Annotated in this window: 14 protein-coding genes and 1 riboswitch; of the genes, 7 read left to right on the top strand and 7 right to left on the bottom strand. The window is 68.7% G+C overall.

The genetic code is table 11. The features are described from left to right. Positions 1–368 precede the first annotated feature (368 nt). The 4 genes from ACIBLA_RS34890 to ACIBLA_RS34875 form a co-directional block, all read right to left on the bottom strand. Positions 369–1,901 (bottom strand): glycoside hydrolase family 3 protein, encoded by a 1,533-nt coding sequence (locus ACIBLA_RS34890; protein WP_399200912.1) that lies wholly within the window; start codon positions 1,899–1,901, stop codon positions 369–371. Positions 1,902–1,907: 6 nt separating this feature from the next. Beyond that, entirely contained in the window at positions 1,908–2,816 is a 909-nt protein-coding gene (locus ACIBLA_RS34885) for a carbohydrate ABC transporter permease (RefSeq protein WP_399200911.1), read from the bottom strand. Then, the gene (locus ACIBLA_RS34880) at positions 2,813–3,832 is read right to left on the bottom strand and encodes a sugar ABC transporter permease (protein ID WP_363245629.1); all 1,020 of its coding nucleotides are present in this window, start codon (positions 3,830–3,832) and stop codon (positions 2,813–2,815) included. Before ACIBLA_RS34880 ends, ACIBLA_RS34885 begins: the two co-directional genes overlap by 4 nt. Positions 3,833–3,987: 155 nt before the next feature. Continuing rightward, entirely contained in the window at positions 3,988–5,289 is a 1,302-nt protein-coding gene (locus tag ACIBLA_RS34875; protein WP_363245628.1) for a sugar ABC transporter substrate-binding protein, read from the bottom strand. Between the two features lie 280 nt (positions 5,290–5,569). Between ACIBLA_RS34875 and ACIBLA_RS34870 the strand changes: the two genes are divergently transcribed. From ACIBLA_RS34870 to ACIBLA_RS34860, 3 genes are all read left to right on the top strand, one after another. Beyond that, positions 5,570–6,334, top strand: coding sequence for a GntR family transcriptional regulator (locus ACIBLA_RS34870; RefSeq protein WP_363245637.1), 765 nt, complete (start codon positions 5,570–5,572; stop codon positions 6,332–6,334). Between the two features lie 186 nt (positions 6,335–6,520). Further along, on the top strand, positions 6,521–8,707 hold the full coding sequence (locus tag ACIBLA_RS34865; protein ID WP_399200910.1) for a carbon starvation CstA family protein: 2,187 nt from the start codon (positions 6,521–6,523) through the stop codon (positions 8,705–8,707). Further along, positions 8,704–8,922, top strand: coding sequence for a YbdD/YjiX family protein (locus ACIBLA_RS34860; protein ID WP_399200909.1), 219 nt, complete (start codon positions 8,704–8,706; stop codon positions 8,920–8,922). Before ACIBLA_RS34865 ends, ACIBLA_RS34860 begins: the two co-directional genes overlap by 4 nt. Positions 8,923–8,978: 56 nt before the next feature. Here the strand turns inward: ACIBLA_RS34860 and ACIBLA_RS34855 are convergent, their stop codons facing one another. After that, positions 8,979–9,563, bottom strand: a complete 585-nt coding sequence (locus ACIBLA_RS34855; RefSeq protein ID WP_363245626.1) for a Uma2 family endonuclease — start codon at positions 9,561–9,563, stop codon at positions 8,979–8,981. A gap of 78 nt (positions 9,564–9,641) precedes the next feature. On the opposite strand from ACIBLA_RS34855, the gene ACIBLA_RS34850 reads away from it, so the two are divergent. The 3 genes from ACIBLA_RS34850 (at position 9,642) to ACIBLA_RS34840 (ending at position 13,928) form a co-directional block, all read left to right on the top strand. Beyond that, complete coding sequence (locus ACIBLA_RS34850) at positions 9,642–10,169, top strand: N-acetyltransferase (RefSeq protein WP_363245625.1); 528 nt, start codon at positions 9,642–9,644, stop codon at positions 10,167–10,169. Between the two features lie 52 nt (positions 10,170–10,221). After that, positions 10,222–10,354: riboswitch (cobalamin riboswitch) on the top strand. 146 nt (positions 10,355–10,500) lie between these two features. Further along, a complete protein-coding gene (locus tag ACIBLA_RS34845; RefSeq protein WP_399200908.1) occupies positions 10,501–12,909 on the top strand; it encodes a ribonucleoside-diphosphate reductase subunit alpha in 2,409 nt (802 codons plus the stop codon). Next, positions 12,909–13,928: a ribonucleotide-diphosphate reductase subunit beta gene (locus tag ACIBLA_RS34840; protein ID WP_363245624.1), complete on the top strand. Its 1,020-nt coding sequence runs from the start codon at positions 12,909–12,911 to the stop codon at positions 13,926–13,928. Before ACIBLA_RS34845 ends, ACIBLA_RS34840 begins: the two co-directional genes overlap by 1 nt. On the opposite strand, the gene ACIBLA_RS34835 is transcribed toward ACIBLA_RS34840, so the two are convergent. Further along, positions 13,929–15,131: an erythromycin esterase family protein gene (locus tag ACIBLA_RS34835; RefSeq protein ID WP_399200907.1), complete on the bottom strand. Its 1,203-nt coding sequence runs from the start codon at positions 15,129–15,131 to the stop codon at positions 13,929–13,931. Between the two features lie 318 nt (positions 15,132–15,449). On the opposite strand from ACIBLA_RS34835, the gene ACIBLA_RS34830 reads away from it, so the two are divergent. Then, complete coding sequence (locus ACIBLA_RS34830; protein WP_363245622.1) at positions 15,450–16,412, top strand: helix-turn-helix domain-containing protein; 963 nt, start codon at positions 15,450–15,452, stop codon at positions 16,410–16,412. A gap of 25 nt (positions 16,413–16,437) precedes the next feature. Here the strand turns inward: ACIBLA_RS34830 and ACIBLA_RS34825 are convergent, their stop codons facing one another. Continuing rightward, a complete protein-coding gene (locus ACIBLA_RS34825; protein ID WP_399200906.1) occupies positions 16,438–17,175 on the bottom strand; it encodes a D-Ala-D-Ala carboxypeptidase family metallohydrolase in 738 nt (245 codons plus the stop codon). Between the last annotated feature and the right edge of the window lie 138 nt (positions 17,176–17,313).

The following is a 17,313-nucleotide window of genomic DNA, read 5'->3' as shown; positions in this document are numbered from 1 at the left end:
ACCCCAAGCCGTTCACATGGACCAAGAGCGCCGACGAAATCCTCAACTCGTTAGCGAAATATATCGCCAGGATTTCAGGCGCAGGACACTAGGGCGTGTTGCGAAAGTCCCGCCTGGCCGACGACGCCTGGCACGCACGCTCGCCGCGTTGGCAGCGTTCTCGAAGGCTGCCGAGTATGTCCGGGCCATCGACAACGCAGATCCTCCGCCTTGCGATCGCACGCACCAGACGCCGTCGGCCCCGCCCTCCGGGCGGACGGCGCTACTTTCGCAACACGCCCTATAGAAGCACCTCTCAGCACCCGCACACGGCGGAGGCCGGGGACCCGTCGGGTTCCCGGCCTCCGCCGTGTGCGGGTGCGCCGTGCTCAGGCGCCGCGCCCCGTCAGGGCTTCCGCCGCCGCCCGGCCGCAGACGCGCGCGGCGCCGTACGTGGCGATGTGCGGGCTCCCCGTGGGCTCGGCGTGGTTGATCCCCATCTCCACGACGGCCGTGTCCGGGCGGGCCGCGAGGATGCCCTCCAGGACGGTCGCCATCCAGGGGTGGCGGTGCACGTCGCGTACGACGGCGACGATCCTGCGCTCCCCGGCGGCGGCCAGCACCTCGGCCGCGCCGTTCGCGCCGCCGTAGGTGTCGGTCGCGGTGCCCGGCAGCAGCGCCGCCAGTTCGGCTGCGACGCCCCAGGGGGTCTCGTCGCCGACGGCGATGTTCGCGACGGGCGCGAAGGAGGCGACGTACGGCGCCTCCTTAAGAGGTTCGATCGCGCCCGTCACCCGCAGGGCGCGCCGCGCCGCGACCAGCCCGATATCGCTGCCGTCGCCGGGGCTGACGATGCCGGACGCGGTCCCCTCCTGTCCTGCCGCGCCCGGCCCCGAAGCAGCCCCCCTCACCCGGAGCGTCCAGTCGGCGAGGGCGCGTACCCGCGCCGCAGCGTCGGCCAGTCGCTCCTCGGACAGTTCGCCCTCCCGTACCGCGTCGACCAACGCGTCGCGCAGCCGCAGGACCGTCTCCTCGTCGGCCAGGCCGCCGCCGACACAGATCGCGTCGACGCCCGCGGCGATCGCGAGGACGGAGCCGCGCTCGATGCCGTACGTCGACGCGATGGCCTGCATCTCGATGCCGTCGGTGACGATCAGACCGTCGAAGCCCAGCTCCTCACGGAGCAGACCGGTGAGGATCCGCGGGCTGAGAGTGGCGGGGCGGTCCGGGTCGAGTGCGGGAAGCAGGATATGCGCGCTCATTACCGATTTGGAACCCGCGGCGATCGCCGACCGGAACGGGGCCAGCTCACGGGCGTGGAGTGTGGCGGAGTCCACGCCGATGCGCGGCAGCGCGTGGTGCGAGTCGACGGCCGTGTCGCCGTGTCCGGGGAAGTGCTTGGTGCAGGCGGCCACCCCGGCGGACTGCAGACCTTCTACATAGGCGGCAGTGTGCCGGGCCACGAGCGCCGGATCGGCGCCGAAGGAGCGCACACCGATGACGGGATTGCCGGCGTCGGAGTTGACGTCGGCGCACGGCGCCCAGTTGAGGTTCACGCCGCACGCGGCGAGCCGGCTGCCCAGTTCGCGCGCGACGGCGCGCGTCAGCTCCACCTCGTCGACGGAGCCCAGCGCGGAGTTGCCGGGGAAGGACGACCCCTCGTGCACTTCGAGGCGGGTGACGTCGCCGCCCTCCTCGTCGATGGCGACGAGGATGTCGTCCCGCTCGGCCCTCAGCTGCGCGGTGAGCGCGGCCAGTTGGACGGGCGAAGTGATGTTGCGGCCGAAGAGGCCGACGGACGTGAGGCCTTCGCCGATGCGCCGCAGCAGCCAGTCCGGCGCGGTGGTGCCGTGGAAGCCGGGCTGGAGGACGGCGAGCGCGTCGCGGGTCAGGGTGTCGGAGCTGTGGGTGAGAGTGGTCATACGGCGCTATCCCTTTACTGCGCCGGATGTCAGACCGGTCGCCATCTTCTTCTGAATGATCATGAAGAACACCACCACGGGCAGCGCGATCATGGTCGAGGACGCCATCAGCGCCCCGTAGTCGGTGCCGCGCTCGGTGGGGAACGTCATCAGCCACACGTTGAGCGTGTACTTGGAGTTGTCGTTGATCAGGATGTACGCGAAGAGATACTCGTTCCACGCGTTGACCAGCGCGAAGATCGACGCCGCCGCGAGGCCCGGAGCCAGCAGCGGGAAGATCACGCGCCGGAAGGCGCCCATTCGCGTGCAGCCGTCGACCATGGCCGACTCCTCCAGCTCCACCGGGATGTTCACGACGAAGCCGCGGATCATGATGATCGCGAACGGCAGGGTCGACACAAGGTAGACGATGATCAGGCCCCAGTACTCGTCCAGGCCCCCCATCGCGTTGAGCTGGGCGTAGATCGGGATGAGCATCGCCGTCGGCGGCAGCATCTGTACCAGGATCAGCACCATCAGCAGCGCGCGCCGGCCGAAGAATCTGAACCGGCCGATGGCGAGGGCGGCCAGGGTCGCGATGATCATGCCGCCGACGACCGCGGTGACCGAGACGATCAGGCTGGACTGGACGGCGGTGGCGAAGTTCGGCTGGTCGACCGCGCGGGCGAAGTTGTCGAAGGTGAGCGACGACGGCCACAGCGTCTGGTCGTAGGAGCGGATCTCGTGGTTGGGCCGCAGCGAGCTGATGATCAGCCAGTACACCGGGAACGCCATGACGACGGCGAAGAGAAGGCCGAGCACGTCGAAGACGCCACGGGTCTTCTTGCGGTCGGGGCGCAGCTTCTGCTCGGTGACCGCCGGAGAGGCGGACGGGGCCGGAACGGGCGCGGGCACGGTGGAGGTTGAGGTGCTCATTCGACCTCTCCTGTCTTCATCAGCTGACGCAGGTAGAACACGGCCACGCCGGAGAGCAGAAGGACGGTGATCAGGGCGATCGCGGTGCCCTGGCTGAAGGAGGTGGACTCGAAGGCCTTGGAGAACGAGTAGAGGCCGAGGGTCTCGTACTCCGGTTCGGGCTTGTTGCCGCGCAGCAGCCAGATCTGGCCGAACACGTTGAAGTCCCAGATCACCGAGAGCGTGGTGACCATGACGAAGACCGGGCGGATGACGGGCCAGGTCACGAAGCGGAAGATGCCGCGGACGTTGGCGCCGTCGAGGGCCGCCGCCTCCTCCAGTTCGCGCGGGACCTGGGTGAGAGCCGCGTACAGCGTGATCACGACGAACGGGACGGCGCCCCAGACCACCAGCAGCGTGATGATCGCGAAGCCCTGCCAGGGGTCGAGGAACCAGTTGTGGCCGAGGAAGTCGTCCCCGGCCACCTTGGCTATCAGGGTGTTCAGCAGGCCGTAGTCGGAGTCCGACAGCCAGCGGAAGATCGAGGCGGCGACCATCAGGGGCATCGACCAGGCGGCGATCAGTGCCGCGGTCAGCGTCAGGCGCACCCAGGTGGACAGCCGGGTCATCATGATGGCGACCAGCAGGCCGATGGCCATGGTGAGGCCGACACAGACGACCATGAACAGGACGGTGCGGCCGGTGACGGACCAGAATTCGCTGTCACCGAGGATGTTGGTGAACTGCTCGAAGCCGACCCAGGGCGGCGACTCCCCCGTCCACAGCTCGCGCCGGCCCATGTCCTGGAAGGACATGATCACGGTCTTGGTGAGCGGGAAGGCGTAGACGGCGGCGATGGCGACGATCGCCGGGAGGATCAGCAGGAACGGGAGGAGTTCGCCCTTCTTGCGGCGTCTCTTCCCGTCGGCCCTGGCCGTTCCGTCCTCCGGAGCGGGCCGGCCGTCTGTCCCTTTCGGGTCACGCGGTACCGGGGGCGCCGGCGGTCCGGCGGCCTCCTGCGTGTCGGCAGCAGTCACGTGACTGACCTTCCGTTTCATTCTCTGCACCGAATCCACGCCCGAAGGGGCGGGGAGCGGGGGCCCGGTGGTGACCGGACCCCCGCCCGCCCGCCGCTCAGCCGACGGACCTCCGGGGGCGGGGGCGCCGGAGGTCCTGGCATCAGGCCCTGGGGTCAGGACTCTTCGTTGATCAGTTCGTTGATCTTCGCGTCCGCCGCCTTCGTGGCGTCGGCCACGGAGTCACCCTTGAGGATCGACAGGAGCATGTTCTCCAGGACCTCCTCCTTCTCGATGGAGGTCCAGCCGGGCGCGATGGGGGTGAACCACGCGTCGGGTACGGCGTTGGCTATCGGAGCGGTCTCCGGCTTCGCCTTCAGCGGCTCCAGCTGCTTCTCGTTGTTCGGGAGGATGTTCTTGCCGGCGAGGACCTCCATGGACTTCTCGCTGGTGAACATCGAGACCCAGTCCTCGGCCAGGTCCTGCACCTTGGACTTGCTGGTGATGGCCAGGTCGGAGCCGCCGATGAAGGAGGGCAGCGCCTTGCCGTTCGGGCCGGGCATTCCGGCGGTGAGGATCTTGCCCTCAAGCTTCGGGTTGCCGTTGTTCTTTCCGTCGATGACGGAGCCCGACTCCCAGCCGTTGCCGTAGATGAGGGCCGCCTTCTCGTTGGCCATCACATTGGCGTGGTCCTGCTCGTCCTTCGTCTGGTCGGCCTTGTTGTACTTCTTGACCAGGTCGATGAAGTGCTGGATGCCCTTCTGCGCCTCGGGCGAGGAGAGCGAGCCCTTCCACTCCTTGGCGCCCTCGTCGTACGTGGCGATCGCGCCGTCGTACGCGGCGACGTAGGACATGGCGGCGTACCAGTAACGGCCCGGCAGGTAGATGCTGGAGGAGCGCTTGTCCTTCTTGCCCAGCTCGGTGGCGACCTTGTCCATGGCCGCGAGCATCTCGTCCTCGGTCTCCGGCAGCGTGTCGAGGCCGGCGCCCTTCTTGAGCATGTCCGTGTTGTAGATCGCCACGCGCGCACCGGCGTAGTACGGCACGCAGTACTGCTTGCCCTCGAAGGTGCAGGTGTCCTTCAGGCCCTGGATCCAGGTGTCCGAGTTGTCATACTTCTTGGGATCGACCTCGGCGACCGCGCCGTTGAGGATGTACTGCATCGTCTCGGTGTTACCCAGCTCGACGACGTCCGGGAACTTGTCGCCGCCGAGGGCGGTGTCGAGCTTCTTGGCCTTGTCGGCCCACTGCTGGTACTGGACATCCACCTTGACGTTCGGGTATTTCTCCTTGAACTGCGCGTTGACGTCCTTGACCAGTTCCGGCCAGGTGCTCTGCGCGTCCACCATCAGCCAGACGGTGACTGTGTCCTTACGGTCCTTCGGGTCCTTCGCCGAATCGCTGTCGTCGGATCCACACGCCGCGACCGAGAACATCATGCCCGCGACGCCGATCGCCGCGATGAGCTTGCGCTTCACGCCACCCTCCTCAGGGATTCCTGCAACCCCCTCCCCACCGCGAAGACTTACGACGAGTACCACCGGGGCTGGGACCTGGTCTTTAATGGTTTAGACCAGTACGGGGAGCTTGGCCTAGACCTTTAGGGGTGTCAAGGGTGTATAAGAGGGCTGTCGTGTCCGTTATCGGACCGACACCTGGATCGGGGAGACGACCCGCGACCGGACCGTGCCACCATGTGAGCCGCAACAGACGGAGGAGCCGGTGACGGCAGCAGCACAGGAGTCGGGAAGGCAGACCATGGCCACGGACGGGGGCGGCACCGAGACCGAGAACGGGGCGGCCACCCGTACCGCGCGCGTACCCAAGTACTACCGGCTCAAGCGCCACTTGCTGGACATGACCGAAACCCTGCCGCCGGGCACGCCGGTACCACCGGAGCGCACCCTGGCCGCCGAGTTCGACACCTCGCGCACCACGGTGCGCCAGGCGCTCCAGGAACTGGTCGTCGAGGGCCGGCTGGAGCGGATCCAGGGCAAGGGCACGTTCGTGGCCAAACCCAAGGTCTCCCAGGCGCTCCAGCTCACCTCGTACACCGAGGACATGCGCGCACAGGGCCTTGAGCCGACCTCGCAACTCCTCGACATCGGCTACGTCACCGCCGACGACACGCTCGCCGGGCTCCTCGACATAACGACAGGCGGGCGCGTGCTGCGTATCGAGCGGCTGCGGCTGGCGAGCGGCGAGCCGATGGCCATCGAAACCACCCACCTTTCGGCCAAACGCTTCCCCGCGCTGCGCCGCTCGCTCGTCAAGTACACCTCCCTCTACACGGCGTTGGCCGAGGTGTACGACGTGCACCTGGCGGAGGCCGAGGAGACGATCGAGACGTCGCTGGCGACACCGCGCGAGGCGGGGCTGCTCGGTACAGATGTGGGCCTGCCCATGCTGATGCTCTCGCGGCACTCGATCGACACCGCCGGGGAGCCGGTGGAGTGGGTGCGGTCCGTGTACCGGGGCGACCGGTACAAGTTCGTGGCGCGGCTGCGCAGGCCGACGGACTGAGACCGTCCGGATACCCGGCGAGGCTGACAAAACCCCACGCCAGAAGGCATGTTCAGGAACCGACGCAAGCGTACGGCAGGCAATCCGTTGCCGTACCGATATGCGGACGGGGGGTGACGCATGCCGAGACGTTCCCATAGATTTCCTGCGAGTTTCAGCAGGTGATTAGTGAGGGGACGACTCGCGATGCCAGAGCCGGCACCAGCAAATTCCACGCAGGACTCGTCCGGGCGAATGACGCCGAAGTCGATCGCGATATGGGCGCTCGTCGCTCTGGTGGGCGCGGTCGGCTGGGGTGTCCTCGCACTGTCACGCGGTGAGGAGATCTCCGCCGCCTGGATGCTCGCGGCGGCACTCGGTTCGTACGCGATCGCCTACCGCTTCTACGCCAGATTCATCGCCCGGCGGGTGCTGAAGGTCGACAAGACGCGGGCCACGCCCGCCGAACGGCTCGACAACGGTGTCGACTTCCACCCCACCGACCGGCGTGTGCTCTTCGGGCACCACTTCGCGGCCGTCGCGGGCGCGGGACCGCTCGTCGGGCCGGTGCTGGCCGCTCAGATGGGCTATCTGCCGGGCACCATCTGGATCGTCGCGGGCGTCATCTTCGCGGGCGCGGTCCAGGACATGGTCACGCTGTTCTTCTCCACGCGCCGCGACGGCCGCTCGCTCGGCCAGATCGCGCGTGACGAGATAGGCCCGTTCGGCGGCGCCGCCGCGCTGATCGCGGTCTTCCTGATCATGATCATCCTGCTGGCGGTGCTGGCGCTGGTCATCGTCAACGCGCTGGCCGACTCGCCCTGGGGTGTCTTCTCCATCGCGATGACCATCCCGATCGCGCTGTTCATGGGCGTGTATCTACGGGTGCTGCGGCCGGGCAAGGTCAGCGAGGTCTCGCTCATCGGCGTGGCGCTGCTGCTGCTCGCGATCGTGGCCGGCGGCTGGGTCGCCGAGTCCTCGCTCGCCGACACGTTCACGCTGGAGGCCGGCACGCTGGTCATCTGGATGATCGTGTACGGCTTCCTCGCCTCCGTACTGCCGGTCTGGATGCTGCTGGCGCCGCGCGACTACCTGTCGACCTTCATGAAGGTCGGCACGATCGCGCTGCTGGCGATCGGCGTGGTCGTCGCGATGCCGACGATGAAGATGGACGCGGTCACCGAGTTCGCCAGCCGTGGTGACGGTCCGGTCTTCGCCGGTTCGATGTTCCCGTTCGTCTTCATCACCATCGCGTGCGGCGCGCTGTCCGGTTTCCACTCACTGGTCTCCTCGGGCACCACGCCGAAGATGGTGCAGAAGGAGACCCAGATCCGGATGATCGGGTACGGCGCGATGCTCACCGAGTCGTTCGTCGCGATCATGGCGATGATCACGGCGTGCATCATCGATCCGGGACTGTACTTCGCGATCAACTCGCCCGCCGGTGTCATCGGCGGCACGGTCGAGTCCGCCTCGCAGGCGGTCGCCAACCTCGGCTTCACGATCTCGCCGGACCAACTCGCCCAGGCGGCCAAGGACGTCGAGGAGTCGAGCCTGCTGTCCCGTACGGGCGGTGCGCCGACCTTCGCACTCGGCATGTCGGACATCTTCTCGTCGGTCATCGGCGGTACGGCGATGAAGGCGTTCTGGTACCACTTCGCGATCATGTTCGAGGCGCTGTTCATCCTGACGACGGTGGACGCGGGAACGCGCGTCGGGCGCTTCATGCTCCAGGACATGCTCGGCAACGTGTACAAGCCGATGCGCGAGGTCAGTTGGAAGCCGGGCGTCTGGTTCGCCAGCGCCGTGGTCGTCGGCGCGTGGGGCTACTTCCTCTGGGTCGGCGTGCACGACCCGCTGGGCGGCATCAACCAGCTCTTCCCGCTGTTCGGCATCGCGAACCAGCTCCTGGCGGCGGTGGCGCTCGCCGTCTGCACGACGCTGCTGGTGAAGTCCGGGCGGCTGAAGTGGGCCTGGGTGACTGGCGTTCCGCTCGCGTGGGACGCGGCGGTCACGCTCACCGCGAGCTGGCAGAAGATCTTCTCCGACGACCCGAGGGTCGGCTTCTTCACCCAGCGCGACGTCTACCAGGCGGGCATCGACAAGGGCGAGGTGATCCCGCCGGCGAAGACGATGGACGACATGCACACGGTCGTCACCAACTCCACGGTGGACGGCGTCCTTTCGGCGGTCTTCGCGATCCTGATCATCGTGGTCATCGCCGACGCGATGCGGGTCTGCTACAAGGCGATCCGCGACCCGGAGAGCGTGAAGCTGTCGGAGACGCCGTACGTGAAGTCGGAACTGGTCGCGCCGGCGGGCCTGATCCCCACGAAGGAGGAGAAGGCGGAACTGGCGGCGGCCAAGGCGTCCGGCGGGGCGGGTTCGTCATGACCCCCCTCATGATCTCCGCGTCGAAGGTGCGCCACGCGGTGGGCCGGATCCGCTGGTACGTACGGGAGTTGACGGGCGAGTCCGCGTACGACCACTACGTGGCCCACACGCGCGCCTGCGACCCTCCGAGGGAACCGATGACCCGCCGCGCCTTCGAACGCGACCGGATGGACGCACGGGAGGCGGACCCGAGGGAAGGGTTCCGCTGCTGCTGAGCGAAGGAAGGGCCGTCGCTCTCCTCTGCGGAGAGCGACGGCCCTTCGTCGTGTGGTCAGCGCACCCAGTCCTTGAGCTGCTCGGTCTCCAGCGTGATGCCCACGGGGTCGGGCAGGACGACCGTCTTGCCGAAGGGGACTGTGCGGGCGCTCTCGTACCGCACGCCGTCCGGCTCGCTGTAGACGGTCACCTCGCAGGAGTCCCGGTCGATCAGGAGATAGACGGGGATGCCGGTTTCGGCGTAGGCGCGGGGTTTCTCGACGCGGTCGCGGCCGTCTGTGTCGGAGTCGTACGACGTAACCTCGACGGCCATCAGAACCGGTTCGGGGGCAGCCCACTCGCCTTGACCGACAAAGGCGCCGCTGGGCGCCAGAGAACCGTCCGGCCGGGCACGGCCACTGCGATAGGCCTGCACCTTCAGCCCTTGATCCGGGTAGAGAAACAGCTCTGGCCGCGACTGCATGCAGATGCGAAGCAACCACTCGATGATGCGCCCGTGATCCCCGTCCGGCACTACCTTGCTCCTGAGCTTCCCGTCGATCAGTTCCATGCGCACGCGCTCATCCGTGCGGGCCACTATCAGGGTGAGCTCGTCGAAGACGCTGGTCTCCAGGTGGTTCCGGTCAGTGGTCACGGTCATGGACCCTCCTCGCTCTGAACGCAACGATAGCTGCGACCTGTGACAAGACGCTGCCGTACCTTGTCGCACACTTCAAGGATGGATCAGACGACAGGGCCCGAGACCACCTTCACGATCAGAGCCGCCCGGCCCGACGAGTACGCGGCCCTCGGGGAGATAACCGCGCGGGCCTATCTGGATGACGGGCTGCTCGACTTCGGGGAGGACGACCCGTATCTGGAGACCCTGCGGAACGTCGCGGCGCGGGCCGCCGGGGCCGACGTGCTCGTGGCAGTCGACGCGGGCGGGGTGGTCCTCGGTGGGGTGGCCTACGCCGCCGGCGCGTCCGCGTGGGCCGACATCGCCGGGGACGGGGAGGCCGAGTTCCGGATGCTGGCCGTCGCGTCCGCCGCCCGGGGGCGGGGTGTCGGCGAGGCGCTGGTGCGGGCGTGTGTGGAGCGGGCGCGGGCCACCGAGGGGTGCGTACGGGTGTGTCTGTCGACCCGCAAGTCGATGCTGGGCGCCCACCGGATCTACGAGCGCCTGGGCTTCGTACGGACGCCGGAGCGGGACTGGGCGCCGTACGCCGAGCTCTCGCCCCTGCTCACGTACGGCCTGGAAATCTGAGACGAGCCATTCCCCGACACAACATCTGGGGGGTGCCGCTCCCGAGGAGCACCACATGTATGCTCAAGTCTGCTGTCGCCGCAGGAGAATCCGGTGGAAATCCGGAACTGTCCCGCAACGGTGAGCTGTGGTGCGCTTTGTCGTGCCCGCGAGTCCGAGCACCTGCCGACGGCGCATCCGGCTCGACCGATCCGGGTGCCGAGACGTCCGGGCCTCGCGGTTGGGCCGGTGGACGCCGCGCCGCGCGCTGCCCGTTTCCGGGGCGGCGTACGCGGGCGCGCGCCGCCGTGCCCCTCCCCGTGGCCCAGAGCCGAGCGAGGGAGAGCACCACGTGACCATCGCGCCAGCCGATCCGGCTTCAGCGATCTCCGAGCGGGGACCACGGGACACGGCCGTCGCGGCCGTTCCTGCCGACGAGCCCGGAACGGCCCTTCTGCGGGTCCTCACGGACCTCACCGCGGACCTCACCGACACCGACCCCGGCCGGGTCGCCGCCGCCGCGCTCCGTGGCCGCAACGCCGCCTCCGACGACGCCGAGTTGCGCGTACTCGCCACCGAGGCCGCCGCCGGGCTCATCTCCGAGGACCCCGCGTACTCCCGCCTCGCCGCCCGCCTCCTCACCCGCACCATCGCGGACGAGGCCGCGGGCCAGGGCGCCCTCTCGTTCTCCTCCTCGGTCGCCGTGGGCCACGCGGAGGGCCTGATCGCCGACCGTACGGCCGCGTTCGCCGGCCGCCACGCCGCCCGCCTCGACGCGCTGATCGACCCCGCCGCCGACGACCGCTTCGGCTACTTCGGCCTGCGCACGCTCTTCAGCCGCTATCTGCTCCGGCACCCGATCACCCGCGACGTCATCGAGACGCCGCAGTACTTCATGCTGCGCGTCGCGTCCGGGCTGGCCAAGGACGACTCCCCGGCCGCCGTGGACGAAGTCGCCGCGCTGTACGGCCTGATGAGCCGCCTCGACTATCTCCCCTCCTCCCCCACCCTCTTCAACTCCGGCACCCGGCACCCCCAGATGTCGTCCTGCTATCTGCTGGACTCCCCGCTGGACGAGCTGGACTCGATCTACGACCGCTACCACCAGGTGGCCCGCCTGTCGAAGCACGCGGGCGGCATCGGCCTCTCGTACTCCCGTATCCGCGCCCGCGGTTCGCTGATCCGCGGCACGAACGGGCACTCCAACGGCATCGTGCCGTTCCTGCGGACGCTGGACTCCTCGGTCGCCGCCGTCAATCAGGGCGGCCGGCGCAAGGGCGCGGCCTGCGTCTATCTGGAGACGTGGCACGCGGACATCGAGGAGTTCCTGGAGCTGCGCGACAACACCGGCGAGGAGGCCCGCCGTACGCACAATCTGAACCTCGCGCACTGGATCCCCGACGAGTTCATGCGCCGGGTCGACGCCGACGGCGACTGGTCGCTGTTCTCCCCCTCCGACGTGCCCGGACTGGTCGACCTGTGGGGCGACGACTTCGACGCCGCGTACCGCGCGGCCGAGGCGGCCGGCAAGGCCCGCCGGACCATCCCGGCGCGCGAGCTGTACGGCCGCATGATGCGCACCCTCGCCCAGACCGGTAACGGCTGGATGACCTTCAAGGACGCGTCGAACCGTACGGCGAACCAGACCGCCGAGCCCGGCACCGTCGTGCACTCCTCGAACCTCTGCACCGAGATCCTGGAGGTCACCGACGACGGCGAGACGGCCGTCTGCAACCTCGGCTCGGTCAACATCGGCGCGTTCGTGACGGAGAGCGGCGAGCTGGACTGGGAGCGGCTGGACGCGAGCGTCCGCACCGCAGTGACCTTCCTCGACCGGGTCGTGGACATCAACTTCTACCCGACCGAGCAGGCCGGCCGCTCCAACGCCAAGTGGCGCCCCGTGGGCCTGGGCGTGATGGGTCTCCAGGACGTCTTCTTCAAGAAGCGGCTGCCGTTCGACTCCGCCGGGGCCGCCGCGCTCTCCACGCGTATCGCCGAGCGCATCATGCTCGCGGCGTACGAGGCGTCCTGCGACCTCGCCGAACGCGAGGGCCCGCTGCCCGCCTGGTCGCGGACCCGCGCCGCGCGCGGCGTACTGCACCCGGACCACTACGACGTGGCGCTCAACTGGCCCGAGCGGTGGGACGCGCTCAGGGCGCGCGTCGCGAAGAGCGGCATGCGCAACTCGCTGCTGCTGGCCATCGCGCCCACCGCGACGATCGCCTCCATCGCGGGCGTCTACGAGTGCATCGAGCCGCAGGTCTCCAACCTCTTCAAGCGCGAGACGCTGTCGGGCGAGTTCCTCCAGGTCAACGCGTATCTGGTGGCGGAGTTGAAGCGGCTCGGCGTGTGGGACGCGCAGTCCCGCGACGCGCTGCGAGAGTCCAACGGCTCGGTGGCGGGCTTCAGTTGGATCCCGGCCGACGTACGTGAGCTGTACCGGACGGCATGGGAGATCCCGCAGCGCGGCCTGATCGACATGGCGGCGGCGCGTACGCCGTTCCTCGACCAGAGCCAGTCGCTGAACCTGTTCCTTGAGACGCCGACCATCGGGAAGCTCAGCTCGATGTACGCGTACGCCTGGAAGAAGGGCCTCAAGACCACGTACTACCTGCGGTCGCGCCCGGCGACGCGGATCGCCCGCGCCGCGAAGTCGCAGCCGGTCACCGCCGCCGTGCCCGTGCCCGCGCAGATGACGCCGGACGCCGACGCCATCGCCTGTTCCCTGGAAAACCCCGAGTCCTGCGAGGCCTGCCAGTGATGACCACCCCCGCCGTGGAGAAGAACCTGCTCGATCCGGGCTTCGAGCTGACGCTGCGCCCCATGCGCTATCCGGACTTCTACGAGCGCTACCGCGACGCGATCAAGAACACCTGGACGGTGGAGGAGGTCGACCTGCACTCCGACGTCTCCGACCTCGGCAAACTCACCCCCGGTGAGCAGCACATGATCGGCCGGCTGGTCGCGTTCTTCGCGACGGGCGACTCGATCGTCTCGAACAACCTGGTGCTGACGCTCTACAAGCACATCAACTCCCCCGAGGCGCGTCTCTATCTCTCCCGCCAGCTGTTCGAGGAGGCCGTGCACGTCCAGTTCTACTTGACGCTGCTCGACACCTACCTTCCCGACCCGGCGGACCGCGCTGCGGCGTTCGACGCGGTCGAGGAGATCCCGTCGATCCGCGAGAAGGCACAGTTCTGCTTCAAGTGGATGGACTCGGTGGAGAAGATCGACCGTCTGGAGTCGCAGGCCGACCGCCGCCGCTTCCTGCTGAACCTGATCTGCTTCGCGGCCTGTATCGAGGGCCTGTTCTTCTACGGAGCGTTCGCCTACGTCTACTGGTTCCGCTCGCGCGGCCTGCTGCACGGGCTGGCCACCGGCACCAACTGGGTGTTCCGCGACGAGACGATGCATATGAACTTCGCCTTCGAGGTCGTGGACACCGTCCGTAAGGAGGAGCCGGAACTCTTCGACGACGCGCTCCAACAGCAGGTCACGGACATGCTGAAGGAGGCGGTCGAGGCGGAGCTGCAGTTCGGCCGCGACCTGTGCGGCGACGGCCTGCCGGGCATGAACACCGAGTCGATGCGCGAATACCTCCAGTGCGTCGCGGACCAGCGCCTCCAGCGCCTGGGCTTCGCTCCGGTGTACGGCTCCGAGAACCCGTTCGCGTTCATGGAGCTGCAAGGCGTCCAGGAGCTGACGAACTTCTTCGAGCGCCGCCCGTCGGCGTACCAGGTGGCGGTGGAGGGCACGGTCGCCTTCGACGACGACTTCTGACTAGGACCGCGGGGCGTCCCTGACGAACACGAGCCCGTCGCTCTGCGCCAGGTGCGCCGGGTCGAGCGGGGCGTAGCCGAACCAGGGCGACACACGGGAGGCGGGCAGCGCGTCGCCGAGCGCGGCGGCCAGCCGAGGGGCGTCGACGACGTAGCGGTCCTCGGGGAGCGCGTACAGGAGCCCTTCGAGGGTGTCCGGCGGCGGGGCGTCCACTCCCTGGTGCCGCATCGTGCCGAGGGCCATCGCCAGGAAGGCGTACTCCTCCGCCAGCCGGGCGCTCACGAGCGCGCCGGCGCTCCACCACGCGAGCGGCAGGTCGCCCATCCGTATCGTGCTCTTCTCCCGCTGGAGGTGGGCGTTGTGGGCGTGGGCCAGGACCGGGCTCCGCCCGGCGAGCGCGAGGAGGTTGTCGGCCATCATCTGGCCCCGCAGACCGATCAGCCGCGTCATACGGCCCGCGGAGGTGTCGGCCATCCAGAAGTGGTAGCGCAGCAGGCCGACGGCGGTACGCCCGTACAGGCGTGCCCGGTCGAGGTCGTCCCGCGAGGGGGCCGTGATCAGCTGCGGTGTGAGCGTGTCGAGCAGCGCGACCATGTCGTCGGCGAGCAGCCGCAGTTCCTTGGCCTCGGCCGACTGCCCCACTGACCGGGACGGGTCCCTCATCACGGCGGGATCGCTCCACCGGTCGTCGGTGCCGAGCAGGCGGTCGAGCGTGTCCGCGGTGCAGGGGAGCAGATCCGGTTCCGTCCGGGCCGCGAGGTAGTGGTGGAGCGCGGTGAGGGCCTGCCGGGGACTGGCGGCGCCGGTGATCTCCAGCGGGCCGTCGAAACCGGCGAAGCGGACCTGCTCGGGCGCGGGGCGGCCGTCGTTGTACGCGCGCATCCAGCGCACGAGTTCCCGGTTGGCCGCGGCGCCGCCGAACTCGTGGCTGAACCCGCGCTCCATGACCTCGTCGAGGCTGCCGGTGCCGGAGGTGACGTAGTCGTCCACGACGAGGCCCATGAGGCAGTCGCTCTCGATGGTGACGGTCCGGTAGCCGTGCTGCTCGACGAGCTGCCGGAAGAGATCGTTGCGGAGTTCGAGCGGAGCCTCCACACCATGGGTGGGCTCTCCCAGCCCGAGCACCCGGGGGCGGCCCGGAAGCAGTTTTATGACGGAGGAGGCGTCGACGGCGTGGGCGGTGTTCTGGATGTCAGTGGCCATGCCTTCGACGCTATCGCTGAACCGACGGTTGAAACTTGGCCGCCAAAATCGCGTTCCTGGAGGGCGTAACCTTCAAAACGGCGTCCATTCCGCTGCTCGTCCGGGTGCCCGTCCGGGTGCTCCGCGCGCCGGAGTTGGCGGTCGATGGCGCGGTCCTTGAGGTGGCCGATGAGTCCGGGAAGGGCGAGAAGGACGAAAAGAGCCAGTACGACGAAGTAACCACCGATTGCGTTCATGGCTCTACTGTCGTCGTTCCGCAGAACAAAGGGCAGTGGCAGGACTGTCATGAACCATCGAATTACTGCCACACTGCTTTCCATGCTGAAAAACGTGGCGGTCGTCCTGCTCGACGGAGTGCACCCCTTCGAACTCGGCGTGCTCTGCGAGGTCTTCGGCCTCGACCGCAGCGCCCAGGGCCTGCCCGTCTACGACTTCGCCGTCGTCTCCGCCGAGGGCCCCGTCCTGCGTACGCACGCGGGGTTCACCATCTCCGCGCTCCAGGGTCTCGACCGGCTGGAGGAGGCCGATCTGATCTGTGTACCGGCCGGGGACACGTATGTCGTCCGGGACTACCCGGACGAGCTGCTGGACGCGCTGCGCCGGGCCGTGGACCGGGGCGCTCGCGTACTCAGCGTCTGCGCGGGCGTGTTCACCCTCGGCGCCGCCGGACTGCTCGACGGGCGCCGGTGCGCCACCCACTGGATGCACTCCGCCGAGCTCGCGGAGTCCTACCCGCTGGCCGACGTGCAGCCCGACGTGCTGTACGTCGACGACGGCCCCGTGGTCACCTCCGCCGGTACGGCCGCGGGCATCGACGCCTGCCTCCATGTCGTACGCCAGGAGCACGGCCCCGAGGTCGCCAACGCGATCGCCCGCCGCATGGTGGTGCCGCCGCACCGCGACGGCGGGCAGGCGCAGTTCATCGAGCGCCCGCTGCCCACCCCCTGCGACACGGTCGGCGGGGTCCTCGCCTGGATGGAGCGGCATCTGGACCGCGAGATGACCGTCGAACAGCTCGCGGAACGCGCCCATATGTCGTCGCGCACCTTCGCGCGCCGCTTCCAGCAGGAGACGGGCACCACCCCGTACCGCTGGCTCCTGCGCCAACGCGTACTGCTGGCACAGGAGTTGCTGGAGGGGACGGACGAGACGGTGGACGCGATCGCCGGCCGGTCCGGCTTCGGGAACGCGGCGGGGCTGCGGCACCACTTCCTGCGGACGCTCGGGACGACCCCGAACGGGTACCGGCGCACGTTCCGGGGCCCCACGCGCGTCGCGTGAGGCCCCGGGACAGCAGGTCGGTGGATCAGATGCCGCAGCTCGGTGCCGACCAGAAGCGGCTGGAGCGGTGGTCGACATGCGCGTGGTCGTCGTGACCGGGGTACCCCGGACCGAGGATGCCGTTGAAGCCGTGGTTCCGCGCGTTCTGGGCCAGGGCGCACAGGGTGTGCGGGCCGGACCCGATGTCGGCGGCGTCACCGTACAGGTGACGGCTGCTGCTGGCTCCGCCGACCGCCGAGTTGCACGCGTACGAGCGGAATCCGCTGGTGACACGGAGCGGCTGGTCGCCCATCGCGTGCCGCATCGCCTCCAGCTTCCACATGGTGCGCAGGGCGTTGGACTTGGCGGTGGCCGCGCTCACCGCGCCGCCCGACCAGTCGGAGTTGCAGTTGTTCAGCTCGGCGTAGGTGAAGTGGATCGGCGTGCAGTCGTCGTCCTGGAGCTCGTAGATCTTGTTGAAGGTGGCAGGGCCCGCGACGCCGTCGGCGGCCAGCCCGTAGGCGGACTGGAAGCGCTTGACCGCGGCGGCGGTCGCCGGTCCGTAGGCGCCGTCGATGGCGAGCACGGCGCCGTTGCCCGCGTGGCCGGCCACGCGGATCTGGAGCTGGGTCACAGCGGCGCCGCTGGAGCCCTGGGAGAGGGTGCCGGACCAGGTGTAGCAGCCGTCGGCCTGTGCGGTGCCGGCGGTGGCCACGGCGCCCGCCCAGGCGAACGACAGGGTCATGACAAGGCTGAGCAGAATTCGTGCGGTTCGTCTGAGCATCGGGTCTCCAGATTCGAGGCGCGAGATGTACGGCAGAGAGTGGCGCAAGGGTCGACGCGCGTCAACCAGGCGTCGACCAGGGATATTTGTCGAACCAATGGCGACGGAATGAACGCTTCACGCGCGCGTGCCCCACCA

Origin of the sequence: Streptomyces sp. NPDC050433, from assembly GCF_044458565.1 — a bacterium.
GTDB lineage: Bacteria > Actinomycetota > Actinomycetes > Streptomycetales > Streptomycetaceae > Streptomyces.
This window is presented reverse-complemented; position numbering and strand designations above follow the sequence as displayed.